General features: G+C 74.7%; 16 protein-coding genes and 1 tRNA gene. 7 read left to right on the forward strand and 10 right to left on the reverse strand.

Going from position 1 to position 17850, the window contains the following annotated elements:
- Both ACFW9D_RS29820 and ACFW9D_RS29825 read right to left on the reverse strand, forming a co-directional pair.
- The coding region (locus ACFW9D_RS29820; protein ID WP_384626950.1) for a hypothetical protein at positions 1-191 on the reverse strand (191 nt) is incomplete at its 3' end.
- 72 nt (positions 192-263) lie between these two features.
- Complete coding sequence (locus ACFW9D_RS29825) at positions 264-758, reverse strand: DUF309 domain-containing protein (protein ID WP_384626953.1); 495 nt, start codon at positions 756-758, stop codon at positions 264-266.
- A gap of 119 nt (positions 759-877) precedes the next feature.
- Between ACFW9D_RS29825 and ACFW9D_RS29830 the strand changes: the two genes are divergently transcribed.
- Positions 878-951: transfer RNA gene (locus tag ACFW9D_RS29830), tRNA-Pro, on the forward strand.
- 113 nt (positions 952-1064) lie between these two features.
- Here the strand turns inward: ACFW9D_RS29830 and ACFW9D_RS29835 are convergent.
- From ACFW9D_RS29835 to ACFW9D_RS29845, 3 genes are all read right to left on the reverse strand, one after another.
- Positions 1065-1472 (reverse strand): SHOCT domain-containing protein, encoded by a 408-nt coding sequence (locus tag ACFW9D_RS29835; RefSeq protein ID WP_188335790.1) that lies wholly within the window; start codon positions 1470-1472, stop codon positions 1065-1067.
- On the reverse strand, positions 1469-1855 hold the full coding sequence (locus tag ACFW9D_RS29840; RefSeq protein ID WP_384626956.1) for a carboxymuconolactone decarboxylase family protein: 387 nt from the start codon (positions 1853-1855) through the stop codon (positions 1469-1471). The genes ACFW9D_RS29835 and ACFW9D_RS29840 overlap by 4 nt, the downstream gene beginning before the upstream one ends.
- A gap of 72 nt (positions 1856-1927) precedes the next feature.
- Positions 1928-3199, reverse strand: coding sequence for a cation:proton antiporter (locus ACFW9D_RS29845; protein ID WP_384626958.1), 1272 nt, complete (start codon positions 3197-3199; stop codon positions 1928-1930).
- Between the two features lie 148 nt (positions 3200-3347).
- Between ACFW9D_RS29845 and ACFW9D_RS29850 the strand changes: the two genes are divergently transcribed.
- Positions 3348-3755 (forward strand): hypothetical protein, encoded by a 408-nt coding sequence (locus tag ACFW9D_RS29850; RefSeq protein ID WP_188335788.1) that lies wholly within the window; start codon positions 3348-3350, stop codon positions 3753-3755.
- A gap of 6 nt (positions 3756-3761) precedes the next feature.
- Here the strand turns inward: ACFW9D_RS29850 and ACFW9D_RS29855 are convergent, their stop codons facing one another.
- Together ACFW9D_RS29855 and ACFW9D_RS29860 are read right to left on the reverse strand one after the other, a co-directional pair.
- Positions 3762-6458 (reverse strand): LuxR C-terminal-related transcriptional regulator, encoded by a 2697-nt coding sequence (locus ACFW9D_RS29855; RefSeq protein ID WP_384626961.1) that lies wholly within the window; start codon positions 6456-6458, stop codon positions 3762-3764.
- Positions 6459-6540: 82 nt separating this feature from the next.
- The gene (locus ACFW9D_RS29860) at positions 6541-7785 is read right to left on the reverse strand and encodes a PP2C family protein-serine/threonine phosphatase (RefSeq protein ID WP_384626964.1); all 1245 of its coding nucleotides are present in this window, start codon (positions 7783-7785) and stop codon (positions 6541-6543) included.
- A gap of 246 nt (positions 7786-8031) precedes the next feature.
- Between ACFW9D_RS29860 and ACFW9D_RS29865 the strand changes: the two genes are divergently transcribed.
- On the forward strand, positions 8032-8301 hold the full coding sequence (locus ACFW9D_RS29865) for a hypothetical protein (protein WP_384626967.1): 270 nt from the start codon (positions 8032-8034) through the stop codon (positions 8299-8301).
- Positions 8302-8388: 87 nt separating this feature from the next.
- Here ACFW9D_RS29865 and ACFW9D_RS29870 read toward each other — a convergent pair whose 3' ends face one another.
- Positions 8389-10002: a PucR family transcriptional regulator gene (locus tag ACFW9D_RS29870; protein WP_384626970.1), complete on the reverse strand. Its 1614-nt coding sequence runs from the start codon at positions 10000-10002 to the stop codon at positions 8389-8391.
- Positions 10003-10183: 181 nt separating this feature from the next.
- Here ACFW9D_RS29870 and ACFW9D_RS29875 point away from each other — a divergent pair, with 181 nt between their 5' ends.
- The 4 genes from ACFW9D_RS29875 to ACFW9D_RS29890 are packed head-to-tail and all read left to right on the forward strand — an operon-like array spanning position 10184 to position 14388.
- Positions 10184-11281, forward strand: coding sequence for a carbamate kinase (locus tag ACFW9D_RS29875; protein WP_384626972.1), 1098 nt, complete (start codon positions 10184-10186; stop codon positions 11279-11281).
- Positions 11278-12429, forward strand: coding sequence for an acetamidase/formamidase family protein (locus ACFW9D_RS29880; RefSeq protein WP_384626975.1), 1152 nt, complete (start codon positions 11278-11280; stop codon positions 12427-12429). Before ACFW9D_RS29875 ends, ACFW9D_RS29880 begins: the two co-directional genes overlap by 4 nt.
- Positions 12426-13718: an amidohydrolase family protein gene (locus ACFW9D_RS29885; RefSeq protein ID WP_384626977.1), complete on the forward strand. Its 1293-nt coding sequence runs from the start codon at positions 12426-12428 to the stop codon at positions 13716-13718. Before ACFW9D_RS29880 ends, ACFW9D_RS29885 begins: the two co-directional genes overlap by 4 nt.
- Positions 13719-13740: 22 nt before the next feature.
- Positions 13741-14388, forward strand: a complete 648-nt coding sequence (locus ACFW9D_RS29890; protein WP_384626980.1) for a DUF1097 domain-containing protein — start codon at positions 13741-13743, stop codon at positions 14386-14388.
- A 123-nt stretch (positions 14389-14511) separates the two neighbouring features.
- Here ACFW9D_RS29890 and ACFW9D_RS29895 read toward each other — a convergent pair whose 3' ends face one another.
- Together ACFW9D_RS29895 and ACFW9D_RS29900 are read right to left on the reverse strand one after the other, a co-directional pair.
- Complete coding sequence (locus ACFW9D_RS29895; RefSeq protein ID WP_384626983.1) at positions 14512-15981, reverse strand: DUF1116 domain-containing protein; 1470 nt, start codon at positions 15979-15981, stop codon at positions 14512-14514.
- Entirely contained in the window at positions 15978-17564 is a 1587-nt protein-coding gene (locus ACFW9D_RS29900; protein WP_384626985.1) for a transcriptional regulator, read from the reverse strand. The genes ACFW9D_RS29895 and ACFW9D_RS29900 overlap by 4 nt, the downstream gene beginning before the upstream one ends.
- Positions 17565-17850 lie beyond the last annotated feature (286 nt).

Consider the following 17850-nt stretch of genomic DNA (forward strand, 5'->3'; position numbering starts at 1 on the left):
ACCCAGGACAGGTGCTCCAGGCCGCCGAGGTCGCTGACGATGGTGGGCAGCGCGGTCGACACGATCGTCTGGTCCAGGGCGGCCAGCAGCATGCCGAGCATGATCGTGACGAAGACGACGTTGCGGCGGCGCTTGTCCAGACCGGGGGGCTGCGCCGCTTCGGCGGGGGGTGCGGCGGTGTCTGTGGTCACGTTCGCATCGTCACCCGTATGCGGGCTGTGCGCACGCGGGAACGGGCCGCACACCGACACGGCCTCGCGCCTCTACGGGGCGCTCGTGAGACCGGGGGCCTCGGCGGCCGGATCCACCGGGCCACCGGACTCCACCCGGTGCGCCAGGGCGTGGGCCCACTCGATCAGGGCCCGGGTGTTCAGGCGGGCCGGGGGTGTGCCCGGCCAGGACTCCAGGGAGGCCGCGCCCCGGCGGAGCAGGCGCGCGCCTCCCTTCGCGTTGCCCCGCGCCGCGTGGGTGAGACCCACCGCCAGCTGGGCGAGCGCGCGCCACAGGGCCTCCTGCTCCGGCGGGCCGGACTTCCACGCGTCCTCGAACACCTCGTGCGCGTGGAACGGCCGCCCCGCGTCGAGCAGCGCCTGCGCCTCGGCGACCGTCTCCTCCGGAGTGCGCACGACGCCCTCCGGCTGCCGGGCCACCCCGGTGCTGCCGTAGGGGAGCGGTCGGCCCAGGCCGTCCCGCGGCCGGGCGTTGCGCGCCCTGCCCGTCTCGTCCCGGTCCCGGCCGGCGCCGCGCGAAGTGCTCATGTGCCGATTCTCGCCGACCCCGCCCCGAGGACGCCGAACCGGTTTCAAACCAGCCGTGAGCTTGGGGTATTGTTCTGTCTGTCGCCGCCGGAAGGGACCGCCCGGAAGGCAGTGGACATCGGGACGTGGCGCAGCTTGGTAGCGCACTTGACTGGGGGTCAAGGGGTCGCAGGTTCAAATCCTGTCGTCCCGACTCGAAAGAGTCGCTGATGAGGGCCGGTTTCGGAGCAATCCGAAACCGGCCTTCGTCGTTGCGTCGTCCGGCTCAAGAGGGCCGCGCACGCGCGGTGTTGGCGCGTGGCGGGCTCAGTGCAGGATCTTCTCCTTGGCCCGCTCGAACTCGGCGTCGTCGATGTCGCCCCGGGCCCGGATGTCGGAGAGTTTGGCGAGTTGGTCCACCGTGCTGTCGGCTTCCGCCCCGCTGCCCGCGGTCGCGCGGATGTACTCGTCGACGGCCTCCCGGTGGGCGCGGGCGTGCTCCGCCTCGCGCTTGCCCATGCCACGGCCCCGGGCGAGCGTGTAGACGAACACACCGAGGAAGGGGACCACGACCACGAAGACGAGCCAGGCGGTCTTGGCGATCCCGCTGAGCTCGTCGTCCCGGAAGATGTCGCCGATGATCCGGAAGAGCAGGACGATCCACAGGATCCACAGGAAGATCCACATGACCGTCCAGAACGCCCCGAGGACCGGGTAGTCGTAGGCCAGATTCATGTCGTAGCTCCTTCGTCCTCGTCCCCGCCGTCCGGCAGGGGCAGCAGGTGCAGTCCGAAGGCGTCCCCGATGCCGTGCGCCGCGGTCACCACGCGGGCGCTGCCCACCACGGGGGCGATGGCCACGAGGGTGCCCTGGATCCGCGCCGGCGGCACACCGATGTCCTCGGCGGCGCCCAGGTTGAGCAGGTACGAGGCGGGGGCGGCGCCCATCGCCACCAGCGCGGCGATGCGGGTCAGCAGGTAGGTCTCCGGATCGAGGCCGGATTGTTCGTACGCGCCGTCCGTCATCCGCATCAGGGTGTCGAGCACGGGCCGGTCCGGCCCGTCCGGCCGGGTGTCGTCGGTGTCGGGTGCGGTCTGTGCCGCAGGGTCCTCGGCCACGTCGGTTCTCCTCGTCGCTCAGCTGTCCGACCGACTGCTCCTCCACCATCACCGCGTCCGGTCCGGCGCGCCTCACCCCTCACGGGTGACCGGGCTGCCGCGGGCGGCGGCCCGCTCGATCCAGCGGCCGTACCGGTCGGCGAGACCGACGGCCGAGAAGCCGTGGAGCAGGACGCTCAGCGCGACGGTGGCGGCGACCACCTCGGCCAGCAGCCCCACACCGGGGACCCGCTCCTCCAGGACCAGCAGCCCGAGCACCACGGACGCCAGACCGCGCGGCCCGAACCAGCCGATGTACGCCACCGTGGGCAGCCGGAGCCCGCTGCCCGCGAGTGCGAGCGCCACCGGCAGCATCCGGATGACGGTCAGGCTGAGCACGGCGTAGCCGACGACCCTCCAGCTCAGGTCGTCGAGCACCGGTCCGAGAAGCACCGCGCCGAACACCAGGAGGCTCAGTGAGGCCAGGAGTCCGCCGAGCTGCTCGGCGAACGAGGCGGTGTCGCCGGGCCCCTCCCGCTGCCCGGTGGCATCGGCGCCGCCCGGCCGGAAGCGCCGCTCGGCGAGACCGAAGGCGAAACCGGCGATCCAGGCGGAGATGAACCCGCTGCCGTCCACCACGACACCGAGTCCGTACGACACCGCCGCGACGGCCGGGACGAACAGCGGCGCCCACTCCCGCGACACCCACCCCCGGGCCCGTGCCGCCCCCAGCAGCACCCCTCCGGCCGCGCCGGCCAGCGCGCCCAGCACCGTGCTCAGGACGAGCGCCCGCCAGAAGACACCGGCCGCACCCGTCTCGGCGGCGGACGTTCCGGGGATGCCGGCCAGGAAGAGGACGAAGAAGGGCAGCACCATGCCGTCGTTGAGGCCGCTCTCCACATTGAGCCCCTGACGTACGCGCGCCGGGACCTGCGGACTCGTCATGGCGGTCTTGCCGAGGGCCGCGTCCGTCGGGGCCAGGACGGCTCCGACCAGGGCGAGTTCCCACACGGACAGTCCGGGGAGCAGGGGCCAGGCCAGCAGCCAGCCCGCGCCGATGGTCAGCGGCAGCCCGATGCCCAGCAGCCGGCCCGGCAGGAAGCCCCCGGACCGCAGGTCCCGGGGGCGCACGGTCATGGCGTCGGTGAAGAGGATCAGCGCGAGCGCCGACTCGAGCAGGGGCAGGATCGCCCCGGCGTCGTGCTCCAGGTCGATGACGTCGAGCACGGCCGGTCCCAGGAGCACTCCGCAGCCGGTGAACACCATCGCCGACGACACGTGCGTGGGGGCGAGCCTGCGCGAGACCAGTACGTAGGCGGCCGTGACGCCGGCCGCCGCCACACCGATCCACGCGTCACCGCTCACCCCGGCCTCCATCCCTCGGGCTCCCAGGACAGCAGCGCACCGGCCGGTGAACCTCACCCGCCACGGGTGAGTGCTCCCGGCCGTGGCGGGCCCACGCTCGAAGAGACCGAGCCGGCTGCGACAGCGCACGGCAGAGTGAGGAAGAGCCATGGCTACGACGACCCACCAACACTCGGACACGGCCCGGACGGCGGCGAGCGGACTGACCGTGTTCGCCGCCGTCCTGCTGATGATCGCCGGTGTCCTCGACCTGCTCCGCGGGATCATGGCGATCGCGGAGGACGACGTCTACGTCACGACCCCCAACTACATCTTCCAGTTCGACCTGACCGGCTGGGGCTGGATCCAGCTGGTCCTCGGCGTGATCGCCGTCCTCGTGAGCCTGGGCCTCTTCGCCCGCGCCACATGGGCGCGGATCGTCGGCGTGGGCATCGCGGGACTGCTGATCATCGCCAACTTCCTGTCGATCCCGTACTACCCGTTCTGGTCCCTGACCCTGATCGCGCTGTACGCCTTCGTCATCTGGGCGCTGTGCGTGGTGCCGCGGGAACCCTGAGCGGCGTCACAGCAGACGCAGCTCCCGGGCCCGGCGCACGGCCTCACCGCGCCGGGCCGCCGCGAGCTTGCGGTAGATGTTCCGCAGATGGGTCTTGACCGTGTTGACGGACAGGAACAGCTCGGTGGCGATCTCCTCGGTCGACATCATCTGAGCCAGCCGCTCCAGGACCTCGAGCTCGCGGTCGCTGAGCGGCTCCACGACAGGGGCGGGGGCGGACCCGCCCGGTTCCGTCGGGGGTTCCTCGGGGAGCAGGCAGTCCGGGAGCCAGGTGTGCGTCCGGGTCAGTGCGGGCCGGCGGCCGAGGACGGTCCCGAGCCAGGGGCCCGCTTCGAGGAAGGGGCGTCTGAGCCGCTCGGGGCGCGCGAGCGCCAGGGCGCGGGCGACCAAGTGCCCGGCCGTGACGCCGTCGCCCCGCGCACCGGCCACCTCGGCCCGCACCAGCAGCGACCGGACGGTCAGCGCCGGCCCGTGGCCGTCGGGGCCGGGCAGCGCCTCGACGAGAGAGCGTGCCGCGTCGCCGTCGCCCGACGCGAGACGGGCGCGGGCCGCGGCGATCGTGTGTTCCGGCCGCGCGTCCTGGCACCGGGCCAGCACGTTGACGGCGTCCCAGGGACGTCCCCGGGCGAGGTGCGCGGTGGCCGCGGTGACCGCGACCTGGGTGTCCACCCAGGCCGGGGGATCCACGGCGGACGGAGGCTCTTGTACGTCGCCGAGGGCGTGGAGGGCCTCGACCGGGTCCCCTCCGGCGGACAACAGCCGGGAACGCGTCACGGCCAGCCAGGACGCGACGACCGCGTCGTGGGAGGAGGACGGCGGGGACGCTCGGTGCACGTGGGCGCGGGCGGAGGCGAGATCGTCGCGCTCGATGTCGACGGACGCCAGCACCAGAGGCCCCAGGGCGGTCCGGCCGGAGGGCGGGAGGCCGGACCGGTCGCCCTCGGTGATCGCCTGCAGCGCGTGCGCCTCGGCCCGGCCCGGCCAGCCGTCCAGGAACTCGATCAGGGCCAGCCGGCCCAGGCAGTCGTGCCGGAGGGAGGCGGTGGAGGAGGCGCCGGACGCCCGCACCGCGGCGGTCAGCGCCGCTCGGGCCGGCGCGAAGCGGCCCGCCCACAGCTGGGCCGAGCCCAGCGCGGACAGCCGCAGCACCCGTAGCTCGGGATGGGCCGCCAGCCGCTCCGCCACGAGCTCCCGCCCGGCGAGCTCCTCCGCCCGCCGGTCGGCGGACTCGGCCAGGGCCGACGAGCCGAGCTGCCGGCCCGCGAGCACCCGCAGCGTCGCGAGGGTCAGATGGGCGGCCGCCGCGTCGCCCGTCCCGGCGGGAGGCAGCAGCGACTCGGCACGTCCCAGACCGGCGAGCGCCCGCTCGGCGTCGTGCCGGGACAACGCGCAGGCGGCGCGGACGAGCTCGGCGGCCGGACCCGGGGTGTCCGGCGGCATCGCGGCGAACAGCGAGCCGAGACGGTCGGCGTCGGGGCCCGTGAGCAGCCGGCCGATCGCCAGCTCGTGGACGACCCGGCCCGCCGCGAACGCCCAGTCTCCGGCCTCGGCCGCGTGCGGCAGCGCCTCCGTGAGCAGTCCGGCGTCGCTCAGCCAGCGGGCTGCCGTGCGGTGCAGTTCCCGTACCGACCCGGGACGCCCGAGGGACAGGCGCGCCCGGAGCACTTCGGCGAACAGGGGGTGCAGCCGGTACCCGGAGCGGCCCGCCGGCTCGACGAACGCGTTCGCGCGCCGCAGCTGTGCCAGCACGGCGGCGGCGTCGTCCCGTCCGGTCAGGGCGTTCGCCAGGCCGGGACGGATCCGCTCGCAGACGCAGGCCCGCAGCAGGAGGTCCCGGCCCGCGGGGGACTGGGCGTCCAGCACCTCGGACACCAGGTAGTCCGCGACGGTGCCCTGCCACGTCTCGGGCGCTTCCAGCGCGGCCCGCGGGTCCTCGGTCCGCAGCGCGTCGAGGATGCCGAGCCGGAGCCCCGCCGCCCAGCCCCCCGTCCGTCCGGTGAGCGAGCGCGCCGCCTCGTCCGGCAGGGACATGCCGTGCCGGCGCGCGAGTTCGGCGGTCTCCTCGGGCAGGAACGCCAGGTCGGCGGTGCGGAGGTCCGTCATCTCCCCGGCGGCGCGGTACCGGTGCAGGGGCAGCAGCGGCTCGGTGCGGCTGAGGAGGACCAGGCGCAGGCCTCCGCCCGCGTGCCGCAGCACCGAGTCCAGTTCGCCGGCGACCTCCGGCGAGGAGATCCGCTCGCACTCGTCCAGGACGAGGATCACCGGCTCGGTCCGGCTGTTCAGGTACGCCGCGAGCCGGGTCAGGACGGAGTCCTCGGCCTCGCCGGGCCGCTCGGGTCCGGGGAGACCGCCGGACGGGGTCAGACCGTGGTGGCGCAGGGCCGCGAGGACGTAGGTCCAGAAGTTGCCCGGGTCGTTGTCCCCGGACTCGACGGTCAGCCACACCATCGGGCCGGGCGGAGCGCAGGTCCGCGCCCAGTCGGCGACCAGCAGGGTCTTGCCCGCGCCCGCCGGGCCGCTGACCAGCGTCAACCGGTCCGGACCGGCCTGGGCCCGGGTGAGCCGCTCCGTCAGGCGGGTCCTGCGGACGAACGTCGCGGGGACGCGCGGGGTGGCGAACCGGGAGGCGAGCACAGCCTCGCCACTCGGTGTCAGGGCCCCGGCCGCGCCGTCGACGGCGCCGCCGCGGGATGCGTGGGACATGACACTCACCACGTTGGCAGAACCGGCCGCGGAGTCAAGTCGGGCAGCCGCCGTGCCCGGGCGGGGCCGCCCGGGTGCGGGTTCACAGGCGGATGATGACCAGCGCCGTGTCGTCGGTGCTGCCCGTGGGCGGCAGGAGGTCGGCCAGGAGCGCGTCGGCCATCTCCTCAGGGCCGCTGCCGCCGTGCCGGACGAGTGAGTCCGCGAGGCGGGCCAGGCCGACGTCGATGTCCTCGTCACGGCGCTCGATCAGGCCGTCCGAGTACAGGACCAGGACCGCCCCCTCCGTGAAGGCCGTACGGGCCTGGGGCCGGGGTACGTGTTCGGGGCGGGCGCCGAGCGGCGGATCGGTCGCCCGGTCGAGGAAGGTCACCGAGCCGTCGGGGTGGAGCAGCGCGGGCGGCGGGTGGCCCGCGCTGCTGTAGGCGAGGGTGTGGGTGTCCCAGTCGATGTAGACCTTCACCACCGTCGTCGACTGCGCGCCGGGGACGTGCCGGGCGTACAGCCCGAGGGCGTCCAGGGCCCGGGCCGGGCCGTCGGCGACGCGCGCGGCCGCGCTCAGCGCACTGCGCAGCTGCCCCATGACGCAGGCGGCCTCCAGGCCGTGGCCGACGACGTCCCCGACGGCGACCGCGATGCGGTCCCCGTGCAGGTCGACGAGGTCGTACCAGTCGCCGCACACGTTGAGCGCGCCGACGGCGGGCCGGTAGCGCACGGCCGCGCGGTGGTGTCCGACCGGCGTCGGCGCCGGCAGCATCGCGGCCTGGAGGGCCAGCGCGACCTCGCGCTCACGGGCATGGGCCCGGCGCAGCCGCTCGTTGACCTCCTGGAGCTCCCGGGAGCGGGTGTAGAGCTCGGCCTCCAGGACCTCGCCCCGCCGTCCGTCCCCGTCTTCGCCCGTGTCCGCGCCGCGGCCGGCGCGCACGAGTTCGGTGATCTCCTCGACCCGGTGCACGATCAGCGTCACCTCCCCGTCCGCGTCCAGCACGGGGGCGTTGACCGGGCTCCAGTAGTGCTCCACCCAGTGTCCGGGTCGTGCGGAGTCCTCGATGTCGTAGCGCAGCAGGGCCATCGTCTCGCGCTCGCCGGACGTCACCACGCGCAGCATCGACGCCTTGGTCTCCTGCATTCCGGCCGCCGCCGGATCGTTCGGGTTCTCGGGGAAGACGTCGAAGATGTAGCGGCCCAGGAGCTGCTCGCGGGTGCGGCCGACCAGCCGGAGGAAGTCCTCGTTGGCATCGGCGTACACGAGGTCAGGGGTCAGCAGCGCCACCATGCCGGGCAGCGCGCGGAAGACCGCCGCGTAGTCGATCTGCGGGTCCTTCATGTGCTGCCACCTCGGCACGGGCCGTCCATGCGTTGAGATTCCACGATATGAGGGGACGCGCCGTGTCACCTGCCCAGACGTCCGGGAGGAGGCCGGTGCGGCCGTCCCGTCGGCCGTTCACGTGCCCGTACGGACCGCTCAGGGGGCGCGCGTTCCGGGGAATCGCGCCACCATCGAAGAAAGGGCACAAATGTGCCGAAAGAGCGAAGAAAGGGGAAGGCCGTGAGGGTAATGCTGACCGTTCAGATGGACACTGAGCGGGCGAACAAGGCGATCACGGACAACAAGCTCCCCGAGATCATGAAGTCGGCGCTGGAGCGGCTCGCTCCCGAGTCCGCGTACTTCGGGGCCAAGGACGGGATGCGCACCGCCTTCCTCGTGTTCGACCTGAAGGAGCTGTCCGACATCCCCGTCATCTGTGAGCCCTTCTTCCAGGAGATGGGGGCCAAGGTGAACATCATCCCCGTCATGTCCCAGGAGGACCTGCAGGCCGGCCTGAGCAAGCGCGGCGGCTGAACCCGGGCTCCCCGGCGACGCCCGCCGGGGAGCCGAAGAGAACCGGTGCGACGGGGACCGCCGCCTCGCCCGGCGCCGGCGTTCGCCTCAGACGCGGGCGCGCGCGGCCAGCAGGCGGTGGGCGTGCACGGCCAGTTCGGTCTGGAGCCGGGTCATCGGGTCCCGGTCGAAACCGCCTGTGAGGCGCTCGATCTGCTTGAGGCGGTAGCGCAGAGTGTTGTAGTGGATGTGGAGGCGCTCGGCGGCCTCCACCCCGTTGCGGTCCCGGGCCAGGTACACGCCCAGACTGTGCACGAGGCTGCCCTCGTGCGCGGAGTCGTACGCGATCAGCGGCCCCAGGGCCTCCTCGACCAGACGGCGCAGCTCCCGCGCCGGCAACTGGTCCAGCAGCCGGTACACGCCGAGGTCCCGGTGCTCGCACACGAACGTGCCGCCGTACAGTTCACGGCCCAGGGCGAGCGCGGCCTGCGCCTCGCGGTAACTCAGGTGCAGATCCGCGAAGTCCGCCTGCACGCCGCCCGCCCCGACCCGCACCCGCGCCGCGGGCAGCGCCGTCGACACCGCGTCGAACACCGCCCGGCACACGTCCCGCAGCGCCCCGCCCGGCTCGACCAGCAGCGCCAGGCCCGACGGCACGCCCCAGCCGATCGCGCGCGGCCCGACCACGGCCCGCACGAACGGCAGCAACCGCTCCTCGGCCGGCCGCTCGGACGGCGGCGCCGACGCCGACGCGCTCAGCTCCACCAGGACGGCCGCGCGCGGCACGTCCAGCTCCCAGCCCATCGCGGTGGCCCGGCGGGCCGTCTCCGCGGGGTCCTGCGGGCGCCCCGAGACGAGCTCCGTGAGCAGCAGCGCCCGGTAGCGGCGCTCCCGGCCGGCCACCGCCCGCTCCTGCGCCGCGACCATCGCCGCCAGCGTCGCCGCGTGTTCCAGCGCCGCCAACTGGCCCTCCGTGGGCGGCTGCGCACACCACAGCGCGACCCGTCCCGCCGCAACGCCCGCGCCCTGCACCCCGATCGCCCGCTCGGCCGTCGGCGCGCAGTCCTGCGGCGGCCCGCCCGCGCCCGCCAGCAGCGTCCCGTCCGGGCCGAGCACCGCCGCCGGGCAGTCCGCCAACTCGGCCAGCGCCCGCGTCAGTTCCTGGTACGAGCCGTCCCGCAGCGCGGCCGTCGCCAGCCGCTCGTGCACCTCCTGGGTGCGCTCCAGGGTCAGCGCCCGCCGGTTCAGGACCGTGCCGATCACCTCGGCGAGGACATCGTTGAACATCACCTCGCCCGGCAACTCCAGGACCGGGAAACCGAGTTCGTCCGCCGCCCGCAGCAACGGGTCCGGCAGCCGCGGCAGATACGGTCCGATCTTCACGCCGAGCCCAGCCAGTCCGCGCCCGGCCAGTGACGGCACGAGCGCCGTCAGCGCCTCCTCGTCGTCGCGCAGCGCGTACGCCGTCGTCAGGAGCAGTTCGCCGCCGCGCATCCAGCGCACGATGTCCGGTACTTCCATGATGTTCGCGACCCGGATCACCCGGTCCGCGCCCCGGCCGCCCGCCACGAGCCGGGCCCCGGCCAGGCAGGGCAGCCCGAGCGCCTCCGCGACCGTGATCCCGGACGCGGGAGGGCGTCTCGCGGGCGCGGGGGCGGGTGTGAGCGGGGGGACCTCCGCCGCGCTCACCTGGGCCTGGACGTGCACTCGGAAGGCTGGCACGCCCTCCACTATGAGCACCCCCCGAGACGCTGTAAATGCGGATCACGAGGGAAATCGGATGCTTACACGCCGGAAACGGGCGGGCGGCGCGGGCCCTGTCACCGGGCGTCAACGAGGGGCCCCGGCCGCTGGCGTCCGTTGCCCATGACCTGCTGGTCGGGCCGTTCCTATGGTGACCGCCATGCCTGACTCCCTCCCGCTGGGCGCCGTCCCCGCAGCCGTGACCGTCGTGGCGATCGGTGGCAACGCCCTGCTGCGCGGCGGGCCCGGCGCGACCATGGCCGAGCAGTTCGACGCGGCCAGGACGCTGGCCGCGCCGCTCGCCGAACTGGCCGCCGGCGGACGGCGCCTGCTCGTCACGCACGGCAACGGCCCCCAGGTCGGATTCATCCAGCGCCGCTCCGAACTGGCCGCCGCACTCGCGCCCGAACTCCCGCGCCTCGACCTCGACATGTGCGTCGCCGACTCCCAGGGCTCCCTCGGCCACATCCTCGCCACCGCCCTCGGCGCCCGGCTCCGCGCCCGCGGCCTCGGCGACCGCGTCGCCGCGCTGCTCACCCACACCGTCGTCGACCCCGCCGACCCCGCCTTCGCCCACCCCACCAAGCCCATCGGCTCCTTCCACACCGAACAGGAGGCGCGGGAGCTCGCCGCCCGGCACGGCTGGAGCGTCGCCGAGGACGCGGGGCGCGGCTGGCGCCGCGTCGTGCCCTCGCCCGCGCCCCGCCGCGTCGTCGAGGAGGCCGCGCTCACCGCACTCCTCGACCGGGACCAGATCGTCGTCGCGGGCGGCGGTGGAGGCATCCCCGTCGTCGAGGAGCCGGGCGGCGGCTACCGCGGCATCGAGGCCGTCATCGACAAGGACGCCACCTCCGCCCTGCTCGCCGCCCGCCTCGGCGCCGAACTCCTCGTCATCACCACCGGCGTCGACCGCGTCGCCCTCGACCACGGCCTGCCCACCGAACGCCCCGTCGGCCTCCTGACCGCCGCCGAGGCCCGACTCCACCTGGACCAGGGCCAGTTCCCGCCCGGCAGCATGGGCCCCAAGATCGAGGCGGCCCTCGCCTTCCTGCGGACGTCCGGGCCCCGAGCCCGCGTCCTGATCACGTCACCGGTGGCGCTGCCGGAGGCGCTGGCCGGAGCCGGCGGCACCTGGATCCACCCGGGTCCCGCCGCTCCGGCCACCGGCGCCCCCGCACCACCGCCGCCCCTGGACATTCCCGCGCCCGAACGCGTCACCGGCCCCGTACCGACCGCCGCTCAGGGAGATCCTCGATGACCCGTCAGCTCGCCGCACCCGAAGGCCGTCACCACCTGCGCACCACGCCCGAGAACGCCCGCTGGGGGACACTGCCCACGCCCGGCGACCGGGCCGTCCTGACCGTCCGGGACGGGGACACCGTCACCGTCGACTCCGTGTCGCACGAGGGGATCCTGGAGGACCAGGGGCGCGACCCGGTCAGCTTCTTCGGGGCCTACGGCGTCCCCGAGCACGCCGTGCCCGCCGACGCCCGCGACATCGCCGCCTCCGGAATGCCCCGCGACGCGGAGGAGCACGGCCCGCACGTCGTCACCGGCCCGGTCGCCGTCACCGGCGCCGCACCCGGCGACCTCCTCAAGGTCGAGGTCCTCTCCCTGCACCGGCGTACCGACTACGGCATCGTCTCCAGCCGGCACGGCCGCGGCGCCCTGCCCGCCGCCCACCCGGACCCCGCCCACCCCTGCACCGGCGTCACCCGCCGCATGCCCTGCGGCACCGTCTCCACGTACACGACCGTCGAAGTCGACAGCCAGGGACGCGAGTTCGGACTGCTGCCGTACGGGGACCAGGGGCGGCGCGCGCGGTTCCCGCTGCGGCCGTTCATGGGGATCATGGGCGTCACCCCGGCGCACGAGACGCCGCTGAGCACCGTGCCCCCGGGCCGGCACGGCGGCAACCTCGATGTGAAGGTGCTCGACACCGGCAGCGCCCTGTACCTGCCCGTCCAGGTCGAGGGCGCCGGATTCACCACCGGCGACCCGCACTTCGCACAGGGCAACGGCGAGGTCGCCCTCACCGCGTTCGAGGCACCGCTGCGCGCCACGTTCCGGCTCAGCGTCCTCAGCGGCGCGGCCGCCCGCAGGGCCGTCGGCCTGATCGACACCCCGTTCGGCGAGACCGGCACCCACTGGGTCGCCATCGGCCTGAACGAGGACCTGAACCAAGCGATGCGGGACAGCGTCCAGGTCGCCCTGCGCTTCCTCACCACCCGCGTCGGCATGGACCCCGCGAGCGCCTACGCCTATCTGAGCGCGGCCGCCGATCTGGAGGTCTCGCAGGTCGTCGACCAGGTGCAGGGCGTCCACTGCCTGATCCGCAAGTCCGACTTCGGGGACGTCCCGAGCCTCGGCGACGAACCCGCCGAGGCGCCGGAGGTGCGCGCGTGAACCGTCTGCTGCTGCGCCGGGCCCGCGTCGAGGACGCCACCGGCCTCTCCGACATCCTCGTCACCGACGGCCGGATCGCATCCGTGGGGCCGACCGGACCCGGAGGGCCCGACGCGGAAGGCCCGCACGTCGTCGACTGCGCCGGACGCGTCGTCCTGCCCGGATTCGTCGAGGCGCACATCCACCCCGACAAGGCCTACCTCGACGGACGGCGCGCCCCGCGCGGCCCCGCCCTCGCCGACGCCATCGCCGTCACCCTCGAACTCAAGCGGGAGTTCACCCACGAGGACGTCACGGCCCGCTCCCGGCGGGCCGTCGAGGCCGCGATCCGGTCCGGCACCACCACCCTGCGCGCCCACCCCGACGTCGACCACGTGCAGGGCCTCCTCGGCGTCGAAGTGCTGCTCGAACTGCGCGAGGAGTACCGGGAGTTCATCGACATCCAGATCGTCGCCTTCCCCCAGGAGGGCATCTGGCGCTCGCCCGGCACCGAACAGCTCCTGCGCCGCGCGCTCGCCGCCGGCGCCGACGTGGTCGGCGGCTGCGCCTACCAGGAGGACTCCGTGGAGCTGTGCCGCCGCCACGTCGACCTCGTGCTCGACCTCGCCGCCGAACACGGCGTCCCCGCCGACCTGCACGCCGACTTCGCCGACGACGCGAGCGACACCCGCTACGCCATGGCCGAGTACGTCGCCGACGCCACCCGCGCCCGCGACCTCGGCGGCCGGGTCGCCCTCGGCCACATGACCTCGCTCGCCGCCCGCCCCGGACCCGAGCGGGCCAAGGTCCTGGGCGCGCTCGCCGACGCCGGCGTCGCCGTCGTCCCGCTGCCGGCCACCGACCTCCACCTCGGCGGCCGCACCGACCGCCATCCCGTGCGCCGCGGCATCGCCCCCGTACGCGAACTGTGGGAGGCCGGGGTCCTCACCGCCACCGCCTCCAACAACCTCCGCAACGCGTTCACGCCGTACGGCACCGGCGACCTGCTCGACATCGCGCTGCTCCTCGCCCAGACCGGGCACCTGCACGGACCGGCCGATCTGCGCCGGGTCCTGCGCATGGTGACCCACGACGCCGCCCGCGTCGTCGGGATCGCCGACACCTACGGCGTCCGCGCGGGCGCCGCCGCCGATCTCGTCGTGCTCGACACCACCCGCTACGACGACATCGTCCTGGACCGCCCCGACCGCGCCTACGTGATCAAGGCAGGCCGCGTCGTGGCGCGCACCACCCGAACCCGCACGCTGATCGACCCGCCCACCGCACCGCCCGGCCCTCCGGGGCCCTGATCCCAGCGAAGTGGAGCCCGTCATGCGTGAACGCGTACCGCACGAGATCGTCGCGTCGATCCTGGCCGCCACCACCGCCTTCGTCGGCGGCACCGCACTGCACCTGCCGCCCTGGGCGATCTTCGTCCCCTGGGCGGCGATGTTCCTGATGGGCGGCCCCAGCATGGAAGGGGCGAAGAAGCTCTGGCCGGCGATGGTGGCCGGATCGAGCTTCGCCCTCGTCATCGTGCTCGTCGAGCAGCGGGCGGGGACGGCCCTCGGAGAGGGGCAGTTCGCCCGCAACCTGATGCAGGCCCTGGTGATCCTCGTCGTGAACTCGGCCCTCATGTACACGGGCCGCACGAAGCTCTTCACGCTCATCCCCGGCATGTTCTTCGGCTTCGCCTGCTACTTCGCCACGTTCTTCGGCGGCTTCGGCTACGACCCGGGCAACCCGTGGGCGGCCTGGGTGTGCGTCGTCGCCATGAACGCCCTCGGCCCCGTCTACGCCTACCTCTCGATGAAGCTGACCTTCCCGGTCGCGCAGATGCCGGACCTGCCCGCGGCGGCCGGCCGCACGGAGGGGCCGGGCGGCGAGGCCGGCCCGCGGGAGACGGCTCAGGCGGCGGAGAGCGCGGAGACGGCCGCCGCGGACGCCGGGCAGGCCGCGGTCCGGCCCGAGACTCCCTGATCCGCTCCCCACCCGATGGCCAGGAGGCCCTGGGCGCGGGGCGGCGCCCAGGACACTCCGGCCGTCAGCCGCGGCGGACGGCCCCGCACGCGCCGCCGCCCCGGTGACGTCCTCGCCGTCGGCTCACACCGACGGTGCCCGCTCTCGGCCGTTCTCCGGGCCGTGCTCCGGTTCCGGTCCCGGTCCCTGTTCCGGTTCCGGAAACGCCCGCAGTGCCCCGGTGAAGCACTCCATCGGGGCGTGCGTGAGGCCCGCGCCGATCTGGCCGATGCCCGGCTCCCGGTGCGCGATCCCGGTCGTGATCACCGGTTCGATGCCGGTGTCCACCACGGCGCGTACGTCGATCCCGAGCGGGCTCCCCTCGAAGTCGAGCCCCGGCAGCCGCAGTTCACGGTGGCGGCCCACCGTGATCCGGCCCATCCGCACGCTCGTCGCCCGGGCCCCGCGCGGCGTCCCGCCGACGAAACCGACGATGGCCGGCGCCGCCGCGAGCGCGAAGCCGCCGAGCCCGTACACCTCCGTCACCGCGCTGTCCCCGATGTCCGGGTTGGCGTCCGAGGGCCCGTAGCCGGCGAAGTACAGGCCCTCGACGACCGCCGCCGGTGCCGTGTGCCAGGCGGAACCGCCGCCGCTGACCCGGATGCCGACCTCCACGCCGTTGCGCGCGAACGCCGTCACCAGCGTCGAGTGCGGCACGCCGTGCCCGGCGAGCGTCGCCGTCTTGGCCGCCGCCATCGAGAAGTTGAGGAACCAGTACGTGTTGTCCTGGAGGAAGTCCAGCGCCTCCACGCCGCCGAGGTCCGCCTGCCGGGCGAGCGCCGGGGCCATGGCCCGCAGCAGCAGGGCGCTGGCCGCCGTGTTCCGGCTGTGGCACTCGTCGCCCATCTGGAGCGCCTGCGCGGTCAGCGAGCGCAGGTCGACCGGCTCGGGCAGCGAGTGCAGCGCCGCCTTCAGGCTCGGCGCGAGCCGCTCGCCCATCCAGCGCAGCCGCGCCAGGACGTCGTCGCCCAGCGCCCCGTAGCGCAGACAGCGCCCGGCGCCCTCGTTCAGATTGCTGTACGCGCGCCGGCCGGTGCCCGCGTCCTCCACGACGAGCAGCGGCATCGACGGCGAGACGATGCCCGCCATCGGCCCGACCGCGTCGTGGTCGTGGCAGGGCGCGAACGCGATGCCCCCGGACGCGGCGAGCCGCTCCGCCGCCTCCGGCGTGTCCGCCCAGCCCTCCAGCAGGGCCGCGCCCACCACCGCGGCGCGCATCGGCCCGCACATGCGCTCCCAAGCGATCGGCGGCCCCGCGTGCAGCAGCACCCGCTCCGGCCCCGCCAGCACGGGCAGCGCCTCACGCGCCGTCACGACGTCCGTCCACAGCGGCCGTACGTCCAGGACGCGGCGCAGCGCCTCCTCGTTGGCGGCGTCGACGAGGGGGTGCGCCGTCAGCCGGGCGAGCTTCGCACCCAGCGCGGGGTCGGCCCCGGCGGGCGGCCGCCAGTCGAGCGGCGTGACACGGGCGCCCGCCGCGCGGGGCGCCGCACCGAAGGAGTCCAGCCCCACGGTCACGACGTGCGGGTCCGCTCCGAGCAGCGATGCGGTCATCGGTTCCTCCGGTCGGACGGCGTGCCGCAGGGCACGGGGGCGAACGCGGCGGCGAGGGCGTCGGCCGCCGTCGTACTGCTGTCGAGGACGGTGACGCCCACGTCGCGCAGGGCTCGCACCTGCCCGTCGAGGCCCTGCGGATCGTCCGGGGTGCCGACCACGAACGCCACGATGTGCGGCAACCGCGCACCGGAGACCGCGCGTTCCTGAGTGACGACGTCTGCCACCGCGCCCGCCGGGTCCGCGCCGGCCCCGTACCCGAGGACGACGTCCACGACCACCACGGCCGTCGACGGGTCGCGCAGCGCAGCCGCCAGCCACGGGGCGCGGACCGCGGGGTCGATCATCGGGTGCGGGCGCCCGGCCGTGAACAGGTCGTCGCCGAGGTCGAGGACGACATGGGAGCCGGGCATCCGGGGCGCCTCGCCCGGCGCGGGCGGCCGCGCGTCCGTGTCCGCCTTGACCCCGGCGGCCTCCAGGCGCAGCCGTGCCTCGTACGCGAACGTGCCGCCCGCGTACAGGGCCCGCAGCAGGCGCCGTTCACCGGCCGGTGGGGAGAGGGGAGCCGGGACGGGCGCGGGACCGTCGAGACCGGCGGCGATCCGGGCCGCGTCGCGCAGACTGCCCGCCATGCTGACGCCGGGCGGCGCGTCGGGCGCACCGCCCAGGAACGCGGCGACGACGGGCTTGCCGGTGCGGGCCGCGTGCGCGAGGACCGCGCGGGCCACACCGGGAGCGGGCGGCTTCGAGACCAGGACGATCGTCTCCGTCGCGGGATCGGCGGTGAGCACGTCGAGCGCGTCGCGCATGCACGCGCCGCCGACCTCCTCCGACAGGTCCCGCCCGCCCACGCCGATGATCTGGCTGACGCCGGTCCCGTACGCCTGGAGCAGCGTCGACACCTGCTGAAGTCCCGTGCCGGACGCGCCGATCAGACCGACCGGTCCGCGCCGCACCGCGTTCGCGAAGCCGAGAGGGATCCCGTCGAGCACGGCCGTGCCGCAGTCGGGCCCCATCATCAGCAGGCCGCGCGCGTGCGCCTCGCGCTTGAGCGCGACCTCGTCCGCGACGGGCACGTTGTCGCTGAACACGAAGGCGTGCATGCCCAGGCGGAGCGCCTTGAGCGCCTCGGCCGCCGCGTACGCGCCGGGCGTCGATATGACGGCCAGACGCGGGGTGCCCGGCACCGTGGCGAGGGAGCGGTGCGGCTCGTCCTCGCCCTCGCGGGCCCCCGCACCTCCTGCGCCGTGCGCGTCGTCCGGGCGGCCCTGTGCCAGCAGCCGGTCGGCCTCCTCGACGGCCCGGGGCACGGCGTCGGGCGGGCAGCGCAGCGCGATCAGCAGGTCGTTGGGGCGGGCCGCGGCGCCCTCGGCGGCGAGCAGCCCGGCCGCCTCCACCTGCTGCCGGTTGGCGGGCGTGGCCATCACCAGACCGGCCGCCGCGATCCCGGGCAGCCCGGTCAGCGCGCTCGCGATGCGCATCAGCGCGACGGAGTCGACGTAGGTGTCGGCGCGGACGAGATTGTGGACATCCGGCGCGCACGCCGGGGCTTCGGGGGGTGTCATCTGTGCGGGTTCGACCATGCTGCCGACCGTAGGCCGGGCCCCCCGGGGCCTGTCTTGGTCGCGGCCTGCCACATCGCGGCCGGAAGGCTCGGTACCGGCTGACAATGACGGCCCGGGACCTGGAGAAATCCGGATGCCCGCGGCCGGTACGGGCCCTAGGGCCTTTCTTTCGGATCAGGCTGGGCTCGCGGGGCGTGGCACGCGCATCTGCGGCGTTGTCGTCGGTTGCCAACGCTCCGCGTTGTCGCCCTCCTCCGCCTTGCAGCTGCACGCACCACGCCCCGCTCCCTGATCCAGCCTGATC

It is taken from the genome of Streptomyces sp. NPDC059524 (genome assembly GCF_042749255.1).
In the GTDB taxonomy this organism is placed as follows: Bacteria; Actinomycetota; Actinomycetes; order Streptomycetales; family Streptomycetaceae; genus Streptomyces; species Streptomyces xanthii.